12 protein-coding genes are annotated in these 17,407 nt (G+C 57.8%); 8 read left to right on the top strand and 4 right to left on the bottom strand.

The window, feature by feature from the left end; translation table 11 throughout:
* Positions 1-53 precede the first annotated feature (53 nt).
* The 3 genes from groL to AAFG50_RS01805 all read left to right on the top strand — a co-directional run bounded on the left by groL (position 54) and on the right by AAFG50_RS01805 (position 4,100).
* Complete coding sequence (gene groL / locus AAFG50_RS01815; protein ID WP_342714141.1) at positions 54-1,703, top strand: chaperonin GroEL; 1,650 nt, start codon at positions 54-56, stop codon at positions 1,701-1,703.
* 1,305 nt (positions 1,704-3,008) lie between these two features.
* On the top strand, positions 3,009-3,275 hold the full coding sequence (locus tag AAFG50_RS01810) for a hypothetical protein (RefSeq protein WP_342714140.1): 267 nt from the start codon (positions 3,009-3,011) through the stop codon (positions 3,273-3,275).
* A gap of 444 nt (positions 3,276-3,719) precedes the next feature.
* A complete protein-coding gene (locus AAFG50_RS01805; protein WP_342714139.1) occupies positions 3,720-4,100 on the top strand; it encodes a hypothetical protein in 381 nt (126 codons plus the stop codon).
* A 563-nt stretch (positions 4,101-4,663) separates the two neighbouring features.
* On the opposite strand, the gene AAFG50_RS01800 is transcribed toward AAFG50_RS01805, so the two are convergent.
* Both AAFG50_RS01800 and AAFG50_RS01795 read right to left on the bottom strand, forming a co-directional pair.
* Positions 4,664-4,864, bottom strand: coding sequence for a cold shock domain-containing protein (locus AAFG50_RS01800; protein ID WP_342714138.1), 201 nt, complete (start codon positions 4,862-4,864; stop codon positions 4,664-4,666).
* Positions 4,865-4,898: 34 nt separating this feature from the next.
* Positions 4,899-5,234: a hypothetical protein gene (locus tag AAFG50_RS01795; protein WP_342714137.1), complete on the bottom strand. Its 336-nt coding sequence runs from the start codon at positions 5,232-5,234 to the stop codon at positions 4,899-4,901.
* Between the two features lie 207 nt (positions 5,235-5,441).
* On the opposite strand from AAFG50_RS01795, the gene AAFG50_RS01790 reads away from it, so the two are divergent.
* The 5 genes from AAFG50_RS01790 (at position 5,442) to AAFG50_RS01770 (ending at position 15,256) form a co-directional block, all read left to right on the top strand.
* Entirely contained in the window at positions 5,442-6,506 is a 1,065-nt protein-coding gene (locus AAFG50_RS01790; RefSeq protein WP_304548093.1) for an IS110-like element ISBj4 family transposase, read from the top strand.
* A gap of 1,214 nt (positions 6,507-7,720) precedes the next feature.
* Positions 7,721-9,274, top strand: a complete 1,554-nt coding sequence (locus AAFG50_RS01785) for a recombinase family protein (protein WP_342714214.1) — start codon at positions 7,721-7,723, stop codon at positions 9,272-9,274.
* On the top strand, positions 9,271-10,200 hold the full coding sequence (locus tag AAFG50_RS01780; RefSeq protein WP_342714136.1) for a plasmid partitioning protein RepB C-terminal domain-containing protein: 930 nt from the start codon (positions 9,271-9,273) through the stop codon (positions 10,198-10,200). Before AAFG50_RS01785 ends, AAFG50_RS01780 begins: the two co-directional genes overlap by 4 nt.
* Entirely contained in the window at positions 10,184-11,098 is a 915-nt protein-coding gene (locus AAFG50_RS01775) for a plasmid partitioning protein RepB C-terminal domain-containing protein (RefSeq protein ID WP_342714135.1), read from the top strand. Before AAFG50_RS01780 ends, AAFG50_RS01775 begins: the two co-directional genes overlap by 17 nt.
* Positions 11,099-11,875: 777 nt before the next feature.
* Positions 11,876-15,256 (top strand): AAA family ATPase, encoded by a 3,381-nt coding sequence (locus AAFG50_RS01770; RefSeq protein ID WP_342714134.1) that lies wholly within the window; start codon positions 11,876-11,878, stop codon positions 15,254-15,256.
* A gap of 41 nt (positions 15,257-15,297) precedes the next feature.
* On the opposite strand, the gene AAFG50_RS01765 is transcribed toward AAFG50_RS01770, so the two are convergent.
* Both AAFG50_RS01765 and AAFG50_RS01760 read right to left on the bottom strand, forming a co-directional pair.
* Positions 15,298-15,489, bottom strand: coding sequence for a hypothetical protein (locus AAFG50_RS01765; protein ID WP_342714133.1), 192 nt, complete (start codon positions 15,487-15,489; stop codon positions 15,298-15,300).
* A 187-nt stretch (positions 15,490-15,676) separates the two neighbouring features.
* On the bottom strand, positions 15,677-17,290 hold the full coding sequence (locus tag AAFG50_RS01760) for an NAD(P)/FAD-dependent oxidoreductase (protein ID WP_342714132.1): 1,614 nt from the start codon (positions 17,288-17,290) through the stop codon (positions 15,677-15,679).
* Positions 17,291-17,407 lie beyond the last annotated feature (117 nt).

Raw genomic sequence — 17,407 nt, 5'->3', positions numbered from 1 at the left:
GTCGAGCGCCTCATCAAGGGTGAAACCAAGTCAAAAACTCAGGGAAACCCACTATGTCAGCCAAAGAAGTCAAATTCGGAGTCGATGCCCGCGATCGCATGCTTCGCGGCGTCGACATCCTCCACAATGCGGTAAAAGTGACGCTCGGTCCGAAGGGCCGTAACGTCGTCCTCGACAAGTCGTTCGGCGCTCCCCGTATTACCAAGGATGGCGTCACCGTCGCCAAAGAGATCGAGCTCGAGGACAAGTTCGAGAACATGGGTGCCCAGATGGTGCGCGAAGTCGCCTCCAAGTCCGCAGACGCGGCTGGCGACGGCACCACCACCGCGACCGTGCTCGCCGCTGCGATCGTCCGTGAAGGCGCCAAGTCGGTTGCCGCCGGCATGAACCCGATGGATCTGAAGCGCGGTATCGACATGGCTGTGGAAGCCGTGGTCGCCGACCTCGTCAAAAACTCCAAGAAGGTCACCTCGAACGAGGAAATCGCCCAGGTCGGCACGATTTCGGCCAACGGCGATGCAGAGATCGGCAAGTTCATCTCCGATGCCATGAAGAAGGTCGGCAACGAGGGTGTCATCACCGTCGAGGAAGCCAAGTCGCTCGAGACCGAACTCGAAGTTGTCGAGGGCATGCAGTTCGACCGTGGCTATATCTCGCCCTACTTCGTCACCAACGCCGACAAGATGCGCGTTGAAATGGATGATGCCTACGTCCTGATTAATGAGAAAAAGCTATCTCAGTTGAATGAACTACTTCCCCTGTTGGAAGCCGTGGTGCAGAGCGGCAAGCCGCTCGTGATTATCGCCGAAGACGTCGAAGGCGAAGCTCTCGCCACCCTCGTCGTCAACCGTCTCCGCGGCGGCCTGAAGGTCGCGGCCGTCAAGGCTCCGGGCTTCGGCGATCGCCGCAAGGCCATGCTCCAGGACATCGCGATCCTGACCGGCGGCCAGGCCATCTCGGAAGACCTCGGCATCAAGCTCGAGAACGTCACGCTCAACATGCTCGGTCGCGCCAAGAAGGTGATGATCGACAAGGAGAACACCACGATCGTCAGCGGCGCCGGCAAGAAGGCCGACATAGAAGCGCGCGTGGCGCAAATCAAAGCGCAGATCGAGGAGACCACCTCGGACTACGACCGTGAGAAGCTGCAGGAGCGTCTCGCCAAGCTCGCGGGCGGCGTCGCGGTGATCCGCGTCGGCGGCGCGACTGAGATCGAAGTGAAGGAGCGCAAGGATCGCGTTGATGACGCGATGCATGCGACCCGCGCGGCGGTTGAAGAAGGCATCCTGCCTGGTGGCGGCGTTGCGCTGCTGCGTGCCTCCGAGCACCTCAAGGGCATTCGCACCAAAAATGACGACCAGAAGACCGGGGTCGAGATCGTGCGCAAGGCGTTGTCCTATCCGGCCCGCCAGATCGCAATCAACGCGGGCGAGGACGGCTCGGTCATCGTCGGCAAGATCCTCGAAAAGGATCAGTACTCGTACGGTTTCGACTCGCAGACCGGCGAATACGGCAACCTGGTCTCCAAGGGCATCATCGATCCGACCAAAGTGGTTCGAGCGGCGATCCAGAACGCGGCGTCCGTCGCAGCGCTCCTGATCACCACCGAAGCTATGGTGGCCGAAGTGCCGAAGAAGAACACCGGTGCGGGCGGCATGCCTCCAGGCGGCGGCATGGGCGGCATGGGAGGTATGGACTTCTAAGTCCGACATCCAGAGCTCAAATCGGGATAGGGGGAGCCTCGCGGCTTCGGGCAGCGCCGTCCGAGTTCACCCTTTCCCGCCTCTCCCAAGGCCAGTGACCTGGATTTCTGCCGCATGGCCGGCTCGAGGTTTCCACATCCAAACGTCTTTCCAGACGTTCGGGCCTTCAGCGAAACTCGATCCGCCTACTATGCCGTCTGCTGACTTCTGTGCTGCAGTCAGGCCACCTTAAACCAATAAGAAGGCTCGGCAGCGATGCCGAGCCTTTGCTGATTTCCTTGCGGCCAGCCGGAGTCCAACACTGGCGCACCGTATTGCGCGAGCGCATCGAAGCCTGCGCCGCCGACAAATGTCGGGTGAACGATATAGTTGGCGGCCCTCTATCTTATTCGAAGCCAAAGAAACAATCCGTATGCCGCTACCGCAGCAACGATGATCCCAATCACGACTAGCGCAACTGTCTGCTCCACGCGAGCCGGGTCAAAATCTCCTCGCGCGTCTCCATGAAAAAAACTTGCAGCCGGGATAATGAATGGCGGCTGACTGAGCGCGGCTGTATTGCCGAGTTTTCTCGGTGCTTCCCAAGGGACTCGCTAGCCCAGCTCGCTCTGACCCCGACCGAGCTGGGTTTGCCATGAGTCCGCTAGGCATTTAAGGGGCGCAGCCCGTCATACGTGGCGATGCAGTCCCCAAAAGGCGATCAGCACAAGAGCCGCGGCCCCAATTCCAAGCAAAAGGAGAATGGCTTCCAGCATGACGAATCAAGCTCCGCCGTTGCTGAAAGATACACCTTTGCAAGCGTCTCTGGCACTGCCCTTGCCGATGCTTAGCTGCTGGGGATTTCACAGGCCCAGATTGAAACAGGGCGCCGCCGAGACGGCATATTTCGAGCTTAGCGGGGTATCTTTTAGGGACTAGCGGCACAACCGCCGATGAGCATAGTGCGGAATTTTTTGATGATGGTCCGCTTACCCATAATCGTGGTCATCTCGCCCGCCGGGGAAAGGTCATACTGGGTTGCAGCGGTCGAGCCTGAGAAGGCGGCCGAAGCGGTCGCGCGGGTCGTCGGCGACGGGCACAACACGAGGCTCTTGCAGCACCGCCTGCGCGTGAAATCCGATGCGCTTCGACCAGGCGAAGTCCGCCGGCTCGGGCTCTGACCAGAATCCTACCCATTAAGGGTATTCATCTCCCTCAAAAGAGCCGCCGTCCGGGTTCCACCGCCGGCCTATTGATCTGGTCATCCACATTGACGGAGTGAGATCGGGCGCTCTCGCTGCCGTCCATTGCAGGGGAGTCGTGCGGATGACCCGCTTCTTCTTCCACGCTCACGGCGGCATTTCCGTCTTCGATGACGTCGGGCTAGACCTTCCAGATATCGACGCCGCGCAAAAAGCGGCGATCGAATTGAGCCGCCAAATTCTCAACGAGGAACCAGAGGGACCGTTTTGGCAGGACCTTAACTGGCGCGTTGAGGTTACTGATAGCCCCGGAATCGGCGGCCAGACTTTCCTGATCGTTCAGTTTTCGACCACGCGCACAGCGATCAACCCTACCGCGGTAGCCGGCTGAAGTTCTGGATCAAGGGGTCGTTGGCGGCCCCTTTCGTTTGTTGGACGACACTCTGAAGGGGTGCCTCTTTCGGGCAATCATCATTCTCATTCGTCGAGCGTAGGATGGAGCGGCCTCCGGGCTCCAAGCTCCCCAGCCCTGCCAGTCCGGAGCAGGGCGGCCTCGCCATTTGTAACCGCGTTGGCGGGGCCGCCGCCCACAAACGGATATCAAGACCGCACGAGAGCATTCCGGGAAAATGAGAACAAGGGCCGCAGGCGCCGCCTATGACAGCTCCTGCGGCCGGTGCCGCGACGTTCCGCACGATCGGCGCGGCACGCCAAGATGCTAACACATAGGCCCGCCAGCGCGAACCGGCGGGTCGCCAATTGCGTTGAACCGAATAGAGGCGTCGGCCCACCAATCGATTGGTGTCCAGCGGATCGCCTTATAATTAGGTGCCCGATGTCAAAGGCAACAGAACTTGCCGACCGCGCCCGCGCGTTTGAAAGGCGCGCTGAGACGGCGATCGATCGTTCCTCACGACAACACTATCGTGAGATGGCGGCTCACTACCGCGTACTTTCCATCGAGTATCTCGAAGCTGAACAGCTGCAAAAGCGCTCCCCGGCTGAATTTGCGCGGCAGGCGATGAGGAGCAGCCCCCCCTCGTTTTACAATGCCGATAGGCCGACCTACATGCGCGCTATGGCGGCGGGCATAGTGCTCTGCGTCGCTTTTGTCGCGATCAGCTTTTCACTGCGACCGCAGCCGGCTGATGATCGCGTGCTGGTAAAGGCGGACCGCCTGGTGCGGACCGCCGGCGATCTGCCTAAGGCGAAATAGTCTCGGATTTGGCGGACGATTTTGCGAGGCCGCCGTTCAAGAACAATTGGTGAAACCAGAACGTGTATTCAATTTTGACACACGAGATCAAACCGAGCACGGCCCGAATGGGCAACGAGCCTCTTCTTTGTGCGCGTTGCCCAACAAATCTGCTAGCTGCGAAACGTCAAGCGGCGTTGGCTATAGTGGGTCCTTGGCGTGACACCTAGACGCCCCCGGCGCTAGCCTCAGGCCATCCACCTGCGGCAGCCCCTGTCGTAAATCGGCAGGGGGTTGCTCTATTGGTGGCAGGCCCAGCGTGAACCCGCGGCCCGCAAAACTCCCCGCCTGTCTGGTGGTCTAGGCCGGGAATAGACGGGGAGTTGTTGCGCCGGTCCCCCGCCGCGACCAAGCTAAAAACGTGCCATGACCGTTATTAAATTGCGGCGCGCGCCCTTAGGACTTCGATGTTGTCCAGAGGAAGGTGCAGGTCGGTTACTCGTTCAGCGGTCACGCTGCGGACACGGACACCGCGCAGAAGCTCGGCTTCAAAGTCGCGAACGATTCCTTGATTGCGTCGCTCATCAAACCAGCCGGACGTTCGTGGCCATCGGCTTTCCGGCGCGCTCGTTAATTCCAATCTCAAAGCCGACATGCTGACCGGCTTCAAGCGATCGTGTGCCAAGCGGGAGCGCGGAGGCGTGGCAAAAAATGTCGTGTCGATCGACGCGCAGAAATCCAAGCCCGCGCTGATCGTTCCAACTCTTGACTTCGCCGATTTTCATGTCGTGTTTCCGTGGAAAGTGGCTAGAAAGTCGGTCACGCGAAGTCTCCGCCTACGAAAGATTCGGCACTCGCTCCATCCGCGTTTTTCGCGACGATCAACGAGCCGCGCTGATACTGTGCCGACGTTGCGGTGCCGCCCGCGCGCTTTGTCGCGCCCGATCCCGCTGAGAGCGTGATCGTGCCAGATGCATACTGGACGAAACCGACGGTGAAGCCTTCACCGAGATTGTTCGGAACGGTCACGGTAACGTTGCTGGAATCTTCGCCGCGGAATACGCGCCCGTTGTCGTCAGGAGAAAGGGTGCGATTGCCGGTGAACGGTTCGATCTTTCCGACCTGCGTCGCGATCGGATAGGTAGGTTCATCCATCGTTTGCTGACACCGATCCGCTCAGCGCTTCGACTGCGATGCGCGTTTCGAATGGCCAGGGGCCAGCCACGACCTTTCCGTTTGCGACGGTCGCGGGAGGTGACCGGCGCCGAAGCGGCGGCCATGGTCTGCTAATGGGATGGTCCGGCCGTGCTCCTGCCCCGCCAGCGATAAGCTGGCCAGGGGCGCCAAGACAAGGAGCACGCCATGTCCCAGACACCCAGTACCGCGATCGCCGTGATCGGCATCGATATCGGCAAAAACTCGTTCCACGTCGTGGGCCACGATACGCGCGGCACCGTCGTGCTGCGGCAAAAGTGGTCGCGTGGCCAGGTCGAGGCGCGGCTCGCCAATATGCCGCCTTGCCTGATCGGCATGGAAGCCTGCGTCGGCGCACATCATTTGAGCCGCAAACTCGCATCGTTAGGTCACGATGCCAGGTTGATGCCGGCCAAATATGTCCGCCCTTATAGCAAAGGACCGAAGAACGACTTCAATGACGCCGAAGCGATTGCCGAAGCCGTGCAGCGCCCGACGATGAAGTTCGTGGCGACCAAGACCGCGGAGCAACTGGATCTGCAGGCGCTGCATCGGGTGCGCGAGCGGCTGGTGTCGCAACGCACCGGCATCATCAACCAGATTCGCGCCTTCATGCTGGAACGCGGGATCGCGGTGCGCCAGGGTATCGGCTTCCTGCGCACAGAACTGCCCACCATCCTTGCGACGCGCACCGATGCCCTGTCGCCACGCATGTTGTGTGTCATCGACGAGTTGGCAGGCGACTGGCGTCGGCTGGATCAGCGCATCGATAGGCTCTCCGGCGAGATCGAAGCACTGGCCCGTCAAGATCAGGCATGTTCGCGCCTGATGACGGTGCCTGGCATCGGGCCGATCATTTCGAGCGCCATGGTGGCCGCGATCGGCACTGGAGACGTCTTCTCCAAAGGCCGTGACTTCGGCGCCTGGCTCGGGCTGGTGCCCAAGCAGATCTCGACGGGAGACCGCACGATCCTCGGCAAAATCTCAAGGCGCGGCAATCGCTACCTCCGCGTTCTGTTCGTCCAGGCGGCATGGGTGGTGCTGGTCAGGATCAAGAACTGGGAACGTTACGGACTCAGATCCTGGATCGAAGCCGCCAAGAAGCGATTGCACCACAACGTGCTGGCGATCGCACTCGCCAACAAGCTTGCCCGCATCGCCTGGGCGGTGCTGGCTAAAGGACGCGCCTTCGAGCTGACAAGGACCAACGATGCAGGCGTCCGACCCGCTTGATCGTCGCGCCGTGCTCGGCGCGGTCAAGGCGCGGCCTGGCAACGCCGGAGCCAGCCGCAAGCAAAGCGCAACGGCCGGCCTTGACCGCCCGTGCGCGCGACGCGACGCACGTCCTGCGGGCCGGGACGAAGGAACGGCCCCTGGCTCGAACACAGGAACTGCGAGGTAGGAGGAGCAAGCGATGACGTAACCCCATCAACAGGTTCCAGCCGAGGTCTGCGAGAGGATGAGACGAGATGGAGGTTCGGTCTTCCCGGCGCATGCGAACACTGGTGACCCAAATGGCCCAATCGAGGCCTGTCCGCTAATGAGAACGCACGCGCGCTGATATCCATGATGGCCCGGAGAAAATGCTCCAATCAAAGGCCGGATACATTGATGCAAGACCACACCACCTGATCGACGAACCTCTTGCTACGCACGGCCGGACCATACATCTGGGTCAAAATGCGAAAAACTCAACGCGAGCAAATTCAGTCCGCTAAGCCCCACTGAACGGACCTCAAGGGAGACTTCAATTCTAAATTATGAGGAAGTGTTGCTCCGCAGAAAGTCCAGCGCTGATTTCTCGGATCCAGGCGGCCATTACGGACACACCGACACGGTCGACGCTGCCGGAGCTATTGTCCAAACCGCCTCAGCGTGTGACCAGATTGCTTTGGCGGCGCGGTGAAATGCCGCGCCGTTTTGCGAGTCACAGCTCCTACCGGCTCTGTTTGCCGGAGCGCACTAGCATTTCACCCCGGAAGGTCCCTATCCCGTCGCCGGAGCATTTCCAACAATTGGGCTACCCGGCGCTCAATGTCCTCAATTTTCGCGCCAATGAGTAGCTGATCACGACCCGCCATTGAAAGCACGGCCATCAATACAGTGTCACAATGCTTGATGAGCGTGACGAGGTGATCTCCGCTGGGACCGTAGTGTCCCGCGAACCAATTCTTTACAGTACGCTCATTGGCCCCTGTCCAAGCCGCTACGATCTTCACATGCGCGGTCGTCTTTCCAAGTTCATCGTTTAGGGCCGAAGCGACTCTCGCGGCAAAGATTTTCGAGTGCGCTCCGTAGTCGGCAACAAGATCGTCACTTGGAGCTCGAGGAAACAAATTGCCCTTTTTTGGAAACGACATTCCCTCACCCTGCTTTTTATGATTACCGCGCCCCGGCGGCCGCGAGGTGACGGCAAGAAAACAGCTATTCCATGAGGGCGCGGCTTGATGCGTCGACGTTCTACCGCAGACGAAGGACAGGGTGACAGCCAGCGCGCGGCCGCTTACGTCCGCATGTCAACCGACCATCAAAAGTATTCGACCGAGAACCAACTAACGACCATTGAACATTACGCGGAAGAACGGGGTTTTCGTATCACCGAGATATTCGAGGACTCGGGTCGAAGCGGGCTGAGAGTTGACGGCCGGGACGGTCTCCAACGTCTCGTGCGAGAGGTCCAGACTGGAAACGCCAACTTCTCAGCGATTCTTGTTTACGATGTTAGCCGCTGGGGACGTTTCCAAGATGCAGACGAGGGAGCCTACTACGAGTATGTCTGCTCTCGAGCCGGAATTCGGGTTCATTATTGCGGTGAGCAATTTGATAACGATGGCAGCATTGGATCGGTTCTGCTTAAGAACGTTAAGCGCGTTATGGCTGGCGAATACAGCCGGGAACTATCGGTCAAGGTCTTCGCGGGCCAATGCCGACTGGTCGAGCTCGGTTTCAGGCAGGGAGGCCCCGCGGGCTACGGTCTTCGGCGTCAGTTGATCGACGAGAACCGCATTTCCAAAGGAATTCTCAACAGAGGAGATCGAAAAAGCCTTCAGACCGACCGAGTAGTGCTCACACTCGGGCCCTCCGAAGAGGTCGAGCAGATTCGCGAGATTTATCAGCTGTTCGTTCATCAAGGCAGGTCCGAAAACGAAATCGCATCGTATCTCAACGCAAACGGCAGTCTCACGGACTTCAGGCGACCTTGGACCCGTGCCTCGGTTCATCAAATTCTCACGAATGAAAAATATATCGGGAACAACGTCTTTAATCGGGTTTCGTTCAAGCTAAAGCAAAAGAGGGTTGCAAATAGTCCCGAGACCTGGGTTCGTTCTGACTCCGCGTTTCCCGCGGTTGTCAATCGCGCTCTCTTTGAGCGTGCCCGAGCAATTATCGATGCACGAAGCGCGGGGTACTCTGATGAAGAACTTCTAAGGTTGCTTCAGACGATACTCGACGAAGAAGGCTATCTTTCCGGAGTGGTAATCGATGAACGCGACGACATGCCATCAGCGAGTGTATACAGGCGCCGTTTCGGAAGTTTGACTAGGGCCTATAGCTTGATTGGGTACGTCCCTGATCGTGATTATTCCTACATTGAGATCAACCGTCTAATAAGAGACGCTCACCCTACGGTCGTTAGCAGAATAATTAGTGGCTTTGAGCTCGCGGGCGGCAACGTGTCCCGCGACGGGACTCAACTTCTCACGGTCAACGGTCAATTCTCCACGGCCATCGTGATCGCGCGAGCAGCTAGCTACGGGTCAGGTTACCGATGGCACATTAGACTGGATACGGGTCTTTTTCCGGACCTAACGATTGCTGTTCGGCTGTGCACCTCAAATACGGACATATTGGATTATTACGTATTTCCTAGCCTCGACCTCACGATCCCGCATTTGAAACTTGCTCAAGACAACGCACTCTGTTTGGACGCGTATCGGTTCGAAACGCTGGATTTTCTATATTCGTTGGCTCGGCGATGCTCATTTGGAGAAGCGGCATGAATAACCATGTGGCACCAAGTTCTCCACGACGCGAGATTAAGAACATTCCAATCGATCAGATTCGGATCCTCAATCCACGAGCACGGAACCAACGAAATTTTCGCGAAATAGTGAATAGCATTGCAAGTGTGGGATTGAAGCGACCCATAACAGTGAGCCCTCGAACTTCCGTAGCAGATGCGTGTCAGTATGATCTTGTGTGCGGGCAGGGGCGCATCGAAGCATTCGCACAGCTTGGACAGCGCGAAATACCGGCAATTGTAATCGACGCTGACGAGAGTGACTGCCTAGTCATGAGTTTGGTTGAAAATTGCGCGCGCCGCCAACACCGCGCTATCGACCTTCTTGAGGACATTACTACCCTGCGTGGCCGCGGTTACGACGATCGGGAGATCGCGGAGAAGATTGGTGTAACTGCTGACTATGTCCGAATGATTAGCAACCTACTAGAAAATGGTGAGGAACGCCTGGTAAGTGCCGTCGAAACTGGCATTCTTCCCCTCAATATGGCGATCGAGATCGCAAAGTGTGACGACAATGACGTCCAACGCGCGCTGACACAGGCGTATTCAGAGAAGAAGTTGAGGGGGAAGAAACTCGTCGCCGTCCGGCGCCTAATTGAGCAACGTCAGAGACGAGGCAAGCATCTGCACGGTCAAACCTTCGGTCGTCGAGAGACGTCGAAGCGGCCACTGACTAGTGAGTCCATGATTCGAGTTTATCGTCAGGAGGCTGATCGACAACGGCTTCTGATAAAAAAGGCCGAAGTGACGCAGAACAGGCTGCTGTTTATCGTTGAAGCTTTTCGGGCGCTACGTGAGGATGGGGAGTTTGTCCGAATACTTCAGTCAGAGGAGCTAGCTCTAATGCCGTCCATCCTACAGGAACGACTGGCAGCGAGACCAAGCTATGAACCGATACGTTAGCCCGGGTGTTCTGAAAGAAGTGCTTCAAGCCTTCAGCTCTGACACTGAGGTTGTGGATATCCATACTATCCTTCCGGTGCGAGCTATCGGAAAGACGGTTAAGGCCAGTCACAAGTATCAACAAATTGCGTGCTCGATCAGAGAAATCGGTATCGTTGAGCCTCCAGTCGTTTGCCGAGACAAACAGAGGCAAGGGACCTACCTTTTGCTGGACGGTCACCTTCGTATCGAAGTGCTCAAGGAGCTTGGAGAAACTCAAGTTGAATGCCTCCTCGCTCTCGACGACGAGTCCTTTACCTACAATAAGCGGATAAGCCGATTGTCGGCGATTCAAGAGCAGCGAATGATCGCTAAAGCGATCGAGCGAAACGTTCCGAAGGAAAAGATCGCAAAGGCGCTGAACATTAACACGCGGAGCCTTCTGCGGAAGGCGGCGCTCGTCGACGGCATCTGCGACGAAGTGGTAGCGCTCCTCAAAGACAAGATTTGTCCGATGGCAACCTTTGATGTCCTACGTAAAATGCTCCCGATTCGACAGATCGAGGCTGCAGAACTCCTAATCAACGCCAACAACTACTCGGTAGGCTACGCCTCGGCGATACTTGCGGGCACGCCACAAGCGCAGCTCGTTGATACGGCAAGACCTAAGAGAATGAAGGGAATGACAGCCGAGGCTTTGTCTCGGATGGAAAGTGAACTTGCAAAGCTTCAGCAAGCAATAAACTCCATCCAAGACACATATGGCCAAGATCATCTGTACCTAACTATCGCAAGAGGCTATCTGGCGAAGCTTGTTGGCAATCCAAAGATCGTAAAATATCTAGAGAAACATCATCCCGAGTTTCTGAGCGAATTCAAGAAAATCGTCGAGATGACGTCGACGACTGGCACAGACTAAGTCTCGATTAGTAAGGGGACCCGGACCCTAATAAGCGCGGGGACCACGGGAGAAGCCGCACTTTGGGGCGGAGCAATCGTGGCGGTGGGGATGGCGGCGAACCCGCACGGAGCCCATCAGGCTGGCGAGCTTTCGCTAGCCCACAGACGTCTCCCAGGTCGGAGTGCCAGTCGCAGGCTCGCTGGTTGGCATTCCGGCTCTGACTAGGGCGGGGCAATCATGTAGTAGCAAGCAAGTGCGAGCCTAGAGGCTTAACTGACTGGCTACGCTTAGCTGCGGCCGGCAGCTGCGAGCGGCTAAGCAACTTGCGCTCTGATCGCGTCGACAGCTCCAGGCCCGTCGTCTCGTTCGCGTATGCGTTCTTATGGAAGAAGTCCGTAATGCACCAAGAACTGCCCTCCCCGGCCGGTCGAGTTGACCCAATACCGTCTTGCGCCAAGCGTCGCATTAGCTAAGCAGCATTTCTGTCATCTACGTCCCCAAGCTCCACCTTTGCCTTGGCGGCCGCCATACGCCGATGCAATGCCGACGTCAGTCCGTCTTGGCTCTTGAGACGGTTTACCCGTGCCGTCGGAAGGAAGGCACTTAGCGCATTTGCGCAGGTATTCCGATACGACAAATTGCGAGGCTGTTCACATATCCAAGTCCGACAGCATGCTATTGTCGATGCGGCAAGGTCGAACTGGCCGTTAAATGGGTCTTCAAATATGATCAGAAGCCCGCACCAAGGTTTGGCTTTGAGATGCCGAAGCTTTTCGCAAACACCAGGGTCCTGCCATGGAAATCGGGACTTGGCTGAGAACGCTGGGACTGGGACGACATGAGTCCCTGTTCATCGCGAACGCCATAGATTGCGATGTGTTGCCGCAATTGACAGAAGTCGACTTCGAAAAGGTTGGCATCCCACTCGGCGATCGGAAGCGCCTCATGAACGCGATCAGTGCGCTTCCCTCCAGCCTTCCCTCCGCTGTCGTGAATGCTGCAATTACGCAATACGCAGAACGGCGCCACCTCACCGTAATGATCTGTGACTTGGTCGATTCGACCGCCCTGGCGGCACGCCTTGACCCGGAAGATATGGGCGCCGTCATCGATGCCTACCACGCTGCTTGTGCTCGTATCACGCGTTCCTATGACGGCTTTCTCGCCGACTTTCGCGGAGACGGCATTCTTGCTTATTTCGGCTATCCTATTGCGCACGAGGACGATCCCGAACGAACCGTCAGAGCTGCGCTGGATATCATTGCTGCTATCGCACGGCTTGAAACCCGCGCAGGAGAACCACTCGCGGTGCGTATCGGCATCGCTACCGGCATGGTTGTAGTCGGCGACCTGGGCGGCGAGGGCAAACTTCGAGAGCACTCCGTGGTTGGGGGCGCTCCTAACATCGCGGCTCGCGTGCAAGCCTTGGTCGAGCCGAATACGGTGGTCGTCGCCGACTCCACCCGTCGTCTCCTTGGCGATATCTTTAGTCTTCGCGACCTTGGCGCCCACCACCTCAAAGGCATTAGCGAGCCCGTGAGCGCGTGGGCCGTCCAGGGCGTCTCGGCTTCCGGGAGCCGCTTTGAGGCAGTGCGTCCGACAGAACTCGCCCATCTCATCGGCCGCGTTTCCGAGTTGGAGTTTTTGTTGGAACGTCAACGTTTGGCTCGCACGGGCGAAGGCCAGATTGTTCTCATCTCCGGCGAGCCGGGTATCGGGAAATCGCGCTTAGCAGCAGCTCTGGCTGAACGCGCAGCTGAGCAACCACCACACGTGCAATTCCGTTATCAGTGCTCGCCTTACCACGCCAACAGCGCACTTCATCCCGTGGTCGAGCAGTTGGAAAGGAGCGCCGGGTTTAAGGCGGACGATCCCGTCGAGACGCGGCTTGACAAGCTGGAGGCGCTCCTCTCGTTGAGAGCGCCGCAAGTTCAGACGGTAGTGCCACTTTTTGCCGAGCTGCTATCGATCCCATTCGCGGGCCGTTATCCAAAGCCGCAGCTAAGCCCCGCCCAGCAGCGTCGCCGTACACTTGCCGCGCTACTCGATCAATTCGAAAGCCGTTCCCGCAAACAGCCCATCCTGTTGCTTATCGAAGATGTTCAGTGGGCCGACGACACCACCCTCGAATTGCTCGACCTCATCGTAGAGCGAGCCCGACAGTTGCCTATCCTTGCGCTGGTTACCTTTCGACCAGAGTTTGAGCCTCCATGGACCGGTCTTGCAAATGTCGGAAGCCTAGTCCTCGGACGGCTCAACCCAGATGATGTCAAAGGTGTTGCCACGCAGGTGGCCAATGGCCGAGCGCTTCCGATCGACGTGATGAAGCAGATCGTAACAAAGACTGACGGAAATCCGCTCTTCGTGGAGGAACTCACAAAGGCTGTTCTCGAAGCAGGCATTCTGATTGAATATCAGGATCGTTATCAGCTCGAGGGACCGTTACAGCCCTTTGCCATCCCGGAAACCCTTCACGACTCCCTGATGGCGCGGCTCGACCGCCTGCACTCGGTGAAGGAGATCGCCCAGATTGGCGCCACCATCGGTCGCGAATTTTCTTATTCCTTGATGCGGGCTGTGGTCCCTCGAGAGGAAACACGGTTGCAGCATTCCCTCACCGAACTCGAGGAGGCCGGGCTTATTTTCCGCCAAGGTGACCTGCCGGATGCCATTTATAGCTTCAAGCACGCATTGGTGAGGGATGCGGCTTATCAGAGCCTGCTGAAGACACGGCGGCGGCAACTCCATGCGCAAATAGCGCGCGTCCTAGAGGAAGGATTTCAGGATGCCGTCGTGAACGACCCTGAAATCCTTGCGCACCATTTCACCGAAGCCGGCCTGCTTGAGCAGGCTACGGACTATTGGCTCAAGGCCGGAAAGCGCGCGCTCGGGCGCTCCTCCAATGCCGAGGCTGTAAAACATCTCACGCGAGGAATGGAGCTGACCCAGCAACTGCTCAGCTCGCCGCAACGCGATCGCAAAGAACTGGATTTCTATCTGGCCCTTGGTCCTGCAGTCGCCGCAACTGAGGGCGATGCCGCGGCTGAAACGTCGCGGGTCTTCTCACGGGCTCGCGCGCTGCTAGGCGAAAGTGTCAGTCTAGAAGAACGGATGACAATCCTGTGGGGCAACTACCTAGCCCACAGCATGCGCGCGGAGTATAGCTCAGCGCTGGAGGATGCCCGGCACGGCCTCGCGTTGGCCGCAGAGCATGATCATCCCGGCGTGGCCGTCCTAGCCACACGCTTCATTGGACAGACATTGCATCTCACGGGGGCTTTCGCCGACGCACGCGAACACCTCGATCGCGCTCTCGCACTATGCTCAACCAATCCAGCCACGATCTCGACCTATCGCCGCTTCGGAGTCGATGACGCGGTGAACAGCCTGGCGTGGCTCTCGACGACGCTATTGGTCCTTGGCTATCCTAAACAGTCTACAACAATCGTCGAGCGCACTGAAACTCTCGCTCGAACGAGAGAACAAAGCTTTACGACGGCTCTGGCCCTGGCGAACATAGTCGTTTTGGGCACAATCGGCGGCGACGCAAAGCGCGCTTTGGCTCACGCCGACGAAGCGATATCGCTCAGCATCGAGCATGAATTTGCGGCAATTGAACGAAGAGCACGTTTTTTCCGTGGAGCACTATTAGCCCAAGGAGGGGATCTTCAAGTCGGTATCGAACTGATGCGCAGCGCCTTGACGGCAACCTACCGAAACTCTGAACGGTGCCGCCGCACTCTCTACTTGGGCCATCTCGCCTTCGCTCATGCCCAACTCGGAGAGCTTGAAGTTGGACTGCGCCTGCTGGACGAAGGCGTTCAGCTGGCCGAAACAACAGGGGAGAGGTTCTTTGAGGCCGAGTTGTATCGTCTTCGGGGCGGCATCAACCTAAAACTCGGCAGGCATGACCAGGCAGAGGCCGAACTGCAGCGAGCCGTGGCGATTGCGCGGCGACAACAAGCTCGCTGGTGGGAGTTGCGTGCCTCGATCTGTCTCGCGCGGCATTGGAGTAACGAAGGCAGATATTTCGAAGCCAGGTCCCTCGTAAAGCCAATATACACTTGGTTCACAGAAGGTCGGGATACGCCCGATCTGGAAGACGCCAGAAATCTCGTGGACGAACTAAGCGCAGTTTCAGGAATGAAAGAAGAACCAGATCACGGCAACTGCTAGCCGCTCAACATCATGCCTGGCGTAAATTGACCAGCGTCCGATCACCGCCTGCCCTTCGCCCGCTTTCGGGTCTTGCTGCCTGTTCGTTCAAGCTTGGCAAGGGCGCTCTCGACATCCTTGATCGCCTTTTTGAGCTGCTTCTCGCGCTCGCCAAGAATGCTCTTGAGTTTTTTTCGCTGCTCGGCTGTCAATGTGGTAAAATCGATCACCTTCGTAAACGCGATGAAGGCCATTGCTTACCTCCCGATGGTGGTGGTCGTCAGGCCGCGATCACTATGTGCAAGGCAGTGAGTGCAATATTCTCCATCATCGACGTATAGTCAAACGGCATTTCTTCCAGAAATACTCCATAGGCCTTCCTGCGCGCAGGGCCTCCGTGAGCGCGAGAATAAACGGTGGCGACTCACATCTCACTACTATTCACTTCCGCTTTTTCTTTTTGACCCACTTCGGTCGTGAGGTGCGCTTCGTGCGGGCGGGCCGGGCAGGCTTTACTGTCGGACATTCACCCTGGGGCCTTGATCGCTGCAACAAGCCACGGAGCATGGCAAACTGGTGTTGATCCAGTCGATTAGCGAAGCTGTCGAAATTAGTAGCGTCACTGCCAAGCTGGCTCAACCAAACAAATGCATTATCCAAGGTGCGCAGCTCAGGCGTCTGGTATGATAGCAGATCTTGGTAATAAGCGGCCGCCTCCTCGCAAAACAGATCACGCGCGATCCCGTTTACGAGCCGCCGCACTCCATACTTTATTCCCGTGATGGCCGCTCCGGAAATACCATGGCTCAGCATCGCTCCGAACGTGAAATTGTGTAGTCCTCGCAGGAACGGAGCGGCGCCGCGGTGCCGCTCCGTGAATTCGAAGGCTTGACCCAAATAGGGATAGCGCGCAAGTGACTCGCTTTCCTCGCCGGATGGAGGCGTAAAGCGGTCGCGCCAAAGGGCTATTTGCTCAGAAAATAGAGCAAGCTCCGGACGCGCCGAGAGGTCCGTCTCGACTCCGCTCGCAAAGATCATGAAGTCGAATTCGAAGCTGCGACTGCTGCTTCGGACCCTCGCAACGCCGCATGCTTCGTCGATGAAGCTCCACCCGCAGTTGGGATGCCAGCTAAAATTCTCAAACTTGCGGCATCGCCAATAGGCGTCCTGTGTGGGCGGGACCGGAAGCTCCTCAAGAATGTGGCGCATGAATCGCCAGCGGTCCAGGTCCGTCAGCTCCCCGAAGTGGCCCAGCATACCGGCAAAATTCATCCAGGTGAGTGGGTTGACTCGCGGCATCTCCGAACGGCGGAAGCAAAGGTCTACTCGCGCGGCGCCCGCCTCAAGTGCGAGAGCTGCGTTGTCAAACGCTGACGCACCCGCACCAAGGATGCCAATGCGTTTTCCCGCAAGCTTGCGAAAATCGACATCATCGGCCGAATGCGCATAAAGAGCTGCCGACAAATGAGCGACCAGAGACTTAGGAGCCCGCCAGCTGCCGCTTCCCTCAAAGCCGGTTGCAAGAACAATCTTTCTTGCATGCACCCGCTCGATCCCTTCGGAATGACGGAGATGGACTAGGAAAATGTCATCCGCCGGCTCAATCAAAATTAGTTCGACCTCGTTTTCAACCGCGAGATCCAAGACATCCCGGTACCAATCCAGATACGATCGCCATACTTCCGGAGGGAGGGTGTCTATGCGATCCCATGCTCGCCGCCCGAACTTTTCCTCGTACCACGCCCGCACCGTTAGACTCGGGACGCCGAAATCGATGCCGGTCACCTCTTTCGGCGTGCGCAAATGATTCATCCGCGCGAAACTGCGCCAAGGTCCTTCAAAACCGCGCCGACGACGATCAATGATCCTAACGTTTGTTATACGCTCACGCCTCAGACCGAAGGCGATTCCCAGCCCGCTCTGTCCAGCGCCGGCAATTAGCACGTCCAGAACCGGCACGCCGTCTACAAATCGCGGGACGGTCCACTCCCGAGCCGGATAGTCCAAATACGTCAGCTCGCGCCGAACGCGCTTCGTGAGTTCGGAAACACTCATGGGACGTTCCTGCCGCTGCGATCTTGTTAAATATGATCTTCTTTCGACTTGGTGTCGTGTCCCATTACCACAGGTCTGAGTGGAGAAAAATCGATCACCCCACCGCCGGCTTTGCCA

It is taken from the genome of Bradyrhizobium sp. B039 (genome assembly GCF_038965675.1).
GTDB lineage: Bacteria > Pseudomonadota > Alphaproteobacteria > Rhizobiales > Xanthobacteraceae > Bradyrhizobium > Bradyrhizobium diazoefficiens.
Note: the sequence above shows the minus strand (reverse complement) of the source record. Positions and strands in the feature narration are given on the sequence as shown.

Bases quoted from the DNA above. Each gene is read 5' to 3' on its own strand.
- AAFG50_RS01800 (WP_342714138.1), bottom strand. From the start codon at position 4,864: ATGAAAATCGGCGAAGTCAAGAGTTGGAACGATCAGCGCGGGCTTGGA.
- AAFG50_RS01765 (WP_342714133.1), bottom strand. From the start codon at position 15,489: ATGGCCTTCATCGCGTTTACGAAGGTGATCGATTTTACCACATTGACA.
- AAFG50_RS01775 (WP_342714135.1), top strand. From the start codon at position 10,184: ATGAACCGATACGTTAGCCCGGGTGTTCTGAAAGAAGTGCTTCAAGCC.
- AAFG50_RS01790 (WP_304548093.1), top strand. From the start codon at position 5,442: ATGTCCCAGACACCCAGTACCGCGATCGCCGTGATCGGCATCGATATC.
- AAFG50_RS01795 (WP_342714137.1), bottom strand. From the start codon at position 5,234: ATGGATGAACCTACCTATCCGATCGCGACGCAGGTCGGAAAGATCGAA.
- AAFG50_RS01805 (WP_342714139.1), top strand. From the start codon at position 3,720: ATGTCAAAGGCAACAGAACTTGCCGACCGCGCCCGCGCGTTTGAAAGG.
- AAFG50_RS01810 (WP_342714140.1), top strand. From the start codon at position 3,009: ATGACCCGCTTCTTCTTCCACGCTCACGGCGGCATTTCCGTCTTCGAT.
- AAFG50_RS01760 (WP_342714132.1), bottom strand. From the start codon at position 17,290: ATGAGTGTTTCCGAACTCACGAAGCGCGTTCGGCGCGAGCTGACGTAT.
- AAFG50_RS01770 (WP_342714134.1), top strand. From the start codon at position 11,876: ATGGAAATCGGGACTTGGCTGAGAACGCTGGGACTGGGACGACATGAG.
- AAFG50_RS01785 (WP_342714214.1), top strand. From the start codon at position 7,721: ATGCGTCGACGTTCTACCGCAGACGAAGGACAGGGTGACAGCCAGCGC.
- AAFG50_RS01780 (WP_342714136.1), top strand. From the start codon at position 9,271: ATGAATAACCATGTGGCACCAAGTTCTCCACGACGCGAGATTAAGAAC.
- groL (WP_342714141.1), top strand. From the start codon at position 54: ATGTCAGCCAAAGAAGTCAAATTCGGAGTCGATGCCCGCGATCGCATG.